Here is a 4,153-nt window from a genome sequence, read left to right as displayed (position 1 = left end):
GGACCAGCTCCGCGACATTACGCACCAGCAGTTCCTCTCGGACCGCGTCCGTCAACGCTTCGATGTGCCGGGGCCGGACCACTGAGAAGTGCCTCCGGTCGAGCGTCGCCACCTGGCGGACGCCGAGCCGCTCGGCAAGGGTAATCACCGCAGCATCGACCACACCCAACAGGAAGTCCGCATACCGGCGCACGAACTCGGCCATCCGCCGGACGTCAGCCCGAATGATCTCGACAAGCTCAAGTTCCCCGGCGGAAACCAGTTCGAGAAAATCCGCCTCGGCTTCGGGGCCGCGGAACTTCTCGACCAGCCAGCAGACCTCCACGACGACCGGAGAGGGCACCAGCAGCCGGCCCTTCCCGCGCGCGAGTCTCCCCAGCAACTCGGAGCACACCACATGATTCTTGTCGGACCGGTCAGCCGCGGCAACCAGAGGCCCCGTATAGAGAAGCGTATTCATCCAGGAAAGCTCAAGCCTTCCCGGATGATTTCACTGTGCCGTTCCGACAAATCACCACGCCCGGACTCCATGCTCCCGATGAACGACAGGAGACCTCGCCGGACCGGGGTATCCTCCCCTTCTTCCGCCCCCGCCAGCGGCGAGAGCTCCGGGTCGGACTCGACCAGCACACGCAGATGCCGCACCTGGGCCAACGAAAGCCTGTCCACCAGGTGGTGCATATCCTCGTAGTCGTACGCTGCGGTCACGCACTCAATGTACCGGCGACAACCGGACACCGTCCCCGCCACAACAGCACACACGCTCTTCCACTCGTGCCGACGCGGTCCGCAGAGCGCTGGTCGGTTCGGCACCGTGGGTGCGGCGTAGGTGCGCCGTGCGGGCCGCCTGGACGCGAAGCTCCTCACATTCCGTCACTGCGGCTGAGAACCGCACTGTACTGCAGTTGTACTGCAACGAAGGTGGACGTCGGTGGACATACCGCCGAGGATTGCTGCGAGCGTGTACCTCAGAATCTTCGGTGACCGCGATCGACTCCGCAAGCATGCCCGCCACCACCCGGGACGGCAGCACCACCGTCACCTACTGCTCGAGGTACTCCCCCACCGTCATCCGGGTGGACACCACCGGCACGCCGTCATCAATGCGGGAAATCGGGGACGCTACGCCCGGGATGGGGGCATGGCGTATCCCAGCTTCCGCAGGGCTGCGCGAAAATCGGCCTCGTGCTGCACAGGTACGGCGATATGACGCTCGCCCATCAGACTGCACAGTGAGCGGAGTTTGCGGTCACTGACGAGGAGTGCGGCGGTCGCTTTGTCCGCGCATTCGACCACCCGTGCCAGCCCGAGGTCGCGCAGCTGGCCGGCGCGGGCTGCGACGTCCTCGAAGAGCCTGGTCACGGTGGCCGGTAGGTCGTGGTCCGCACGGTCGCCCAGAAACCGCCGCAGATCCTCGGCCGGTCTACCCGCGTCGATCGCGGCCATCAACGAGCGGATACTCAGAGCCCAGACTCGGTCGGAGGTTCGCTGCCCGTAGGCATTCAGAAAAAGCTCGTCGGCCGGTTGGACCTCGCCGACGACCACGATGTCCAGACTCGGCAGGACCTTGAGCGCTGGACCGGCTTCGGCGCCGTCCTGCTCGGGCTCGTACCGGTCCGCCAGGCCGAACACATAGGCGCCAAGGGTGTTCATCCGGACGGCGTGCAATCCGTCGTACCGGCTGAGGAAGTCCAGGTCGTCGGCGCCCCAGTTGCCGCGGAAGTCGTCACAGGCGTCAACAGGATCACCACAGGTGAGATCGAACAGGCCGAGCGTGCCTGCGTACTCAAACAGCAGACACAGCAGGTACCGGCCCTCCAGCAGCGACCAGTCGTGGAACCCGTCGTATCCCAGGCTGCCGTACTGCAGATCTTCGATGTACAGTTTCCAGACATCCCGTGCGACGGTGAACGGCGGTCCGCCACGCCGTATCCGGGCGAACAGCGTGTCCACCTCCACCCATTCGCCTGGCGGACAGGTTGCGAGCGCCGCGGCGACAGCCTTACGCCGGGGACCTGCCGCGGTCAGCGCGCGGGCGGACCGCTGACCCTTGATCGTCTCGATCCGACTCATCTCGTCGAGGACCGCATGACTGACCCAGCGCCGCCACAGTTGCCGGATCGTCTCCGCCGCCGGCTTGGCCAACGCTGCCCGGCCCCGCGCGGTCAGCGCGAGACGCCCGCCGGCAATCTCTGCCAGCCCACCGGCCTGCACCAGCAGCGGCCAGGCGAACGCCGCGATCGGCTCCGTGAGATAGAAGTCGCCGCCGAGCAACACGCCGGCGACCGCGGCGACGGTCGCCGTGCCCGGCCGCTGCGTCTTCTCGCTACACCGCAGCTTGCCAGCCGCGCACAGCTGCAGAACGGCGAGCGTGTTGGCCTGGGCCTCCCGCGCCGTCAAGCGAACGGCTAGCCCGTCCACCCCGGATGACCTATCCGTCGTTGCATCCACATCCTGCGCCACGGCCATGTCCACCGACCCTATGTCCCGCCCCGACAGCAGGATCCACGGGGATTCGGGATCGTTGGCGGTGCGGAGCGCCGTGTTCCGCTCCTGGAACCTACCGGCTGCAATAGACACCGTCACAAGCACGGATTATGGCGAGGGTATGTATGGATTCGTGGTGGTGGACGGTAAAAACCGTCGCCGGACGATCAAGGACCTCCCGATCTACACCACTCCAGGGGACTCAAGCGGACCACGCTGCACCTTCTCCATCACGGCGGTGTCGCCTTCGCCGGCGGCAACGAGCATGTCGACCAGCGCGGCCCGCAACCGGCCGGCATGGGGGAACCCGCCCTTCTCGGCGGCGCGATCACCCTCAGAGTAGGATGGATAGCTCCAGCTATAATAAGTAGAGCTATCAACATGAGGACGGCATGGCGACCAAGCCCGTGGAGATGTTCGACCGCGACTTCGAATGGGCCGAACTGACCCGCTTCGCCCACCACCCCGGCCCCGAGGCCACGCTGGGCGTGGTCTCCGGACGGAGACGCCAGGGCAAGACCTTCCTCCTCGACGCCATCACCCGTGCCCACAGCGGTTTCCTGTTCACCGCCACCGAGACCACCGAGACCGACGCCCTGCGCCAGTTCGGTGAGGCTCTCGCCCGCTACCGCGACGAACCGGTCGCCTACCGCTTCGCCCACTGGGACGAGGCCGTCAGCCAACTGATGCGCATCGCCACGCCGGGCCCACCGTCGTCGTCATCGACGAGTTTCCCTTCCTCGCCAAAGCATCCCCCGCGCTACCGTCCATCATCCAACGCGCCCTGGACCCGACGGCCCAGCGCACCAACACCCCGGTCCGACTGCTGCTGTGCGGCTCCGCGGTGTCCTTCATGGGCCGGCTGCTGGCCGGCAACGCCCCCCTGCGCGGCCGCGCCGGACTCGAACTCGTCATCCCCACCCTCGACTACCGCGTCGCATCCCAATTCTGGGAAATCACCGATCCGCGCACCGCCGTACTCACCCACGCCATCGTCGGCGGCACCCCCGCCTACCGTCGCGAATTCACCCAGGGCGACACACCAGCCGGCTCCAACGACTTCGACCCCTGGGTCACCCGGGCCGTCCTCAACCCCGGCCGTCCCCTCTTCCGCGAAGCCCGCTACCTGCTTGCCGAGGAACCCGACCTCCACGACACCGCCCTCTACCACTCCGTGCTGGCCGCGATCGCCGCCGGTAACACCGCCCGCGGCGGGATCGCCGACTACCTCGGCCGGAAATCCACCGACCTTGCCCACCCACTGAGCGTCCTCGGGGACGTCGGCCTGATCCGCCACGAACCCGACGCCTTCCGCCGCAACCGCTCCGCCTACCGGATCGCCGAGCCACTGATCGCCTTCTACCACGCCGTCATGCGCCCCTACTGGGGTGACCTGGAACGCCCCGGCCGCGCCCCCGCCGTGTGGCAACGCGCCCAGCCCACGTTCCTCAGCAAGGTCGTAGGACCGCACTTCGAGAACCTGTGTCGCGAATGGGCCCGCTGGCATGCCACCCCCGACACCTATGGCGGCCATCCCACCCGGGTCGCCGCCGGGACCGTCAACGACCCGGCCGCCAGGACCAGCCACGAGATCGACGTCGCGGTCTTCGGCCACCACGACTCCGAACGCGAAATCCTGCTCGCCCTCGGCGAAGCGAAATGGAAC

Annotated in this window: 3 protein-coding genes and 1 pseudogene; 1 reads left to right on the top strand and 3 read right to left on the bottom strand. The window is 67.2% G+C overall.

The window, feature by feature from the left end:
• From U9980_RS23840 to U9980_RS23830, 3 genes are all read right to left on the bottom strand, one after another.
• Positions 1-460, bottom strand: a 460-nt coding sequence (locus tag U9980_RS23840) for a type II toxin-antitoxin system VapC family toxin (RefSeq protein ID WP_322769981.1), incomplete at its 3' end; no start/stop codon positions are given.
• A complete protein-coding gene (locus U9980_RS23835; protein WP_322769980.1) occupies positions 457-708 on the bottom strand; it encodes a hypothetical protein in 252 nt (83 codons plus the stop codon). The genes U9980_RS23840 and U9980_RS23835, both read right to left, overlap by 4 nt.
• Before the next feature lie 414 nt (positions 709-1,122).
• Positions 1,123-2,469: a helicase-associated domain-containing protein gene (locus tag U9980_RS23830; RefSeq protein WP_416210375.1), complete on the bottom strand. Its 1,347-nt coding sequence runs from the start codon at positions 2,467-2,469 to the stop codon at positions 1,123-1,125.
• Between the two features lie 431 nt (positions 2,470-2,900).
• Here U9980_RS23830 and U9980_RS28755 point away from each other — a divergent pair.
• Positions 2,901-4,153: pseudogene (locus U9980_RS28755) on the top strand (ATP-binding protein); the annotation flags it as partial.

It is taken from the genome of Protofrankia sp. Cr1, assembly GCF_963555865.1.
In the GTDB taxonomy this organism is placed as follows: Bacteria; Actinomycetota; Actinomycetes; order Frankiales; family Frankiaceae; genus Protofrankia.
This window is presented reverse-complemented; position numbering and strand designations above follow the sequence as displayed.

Excerpts from the sequence above, each read along its gene's own strand:
- U9980_RS23830 (WP_416210375.1), bottom strand. The coding sequence starts at position 2,469 with ATGGCCGTGGCGCAGGATGTGGATGCAACGACGGATAGGTCATCCGGG.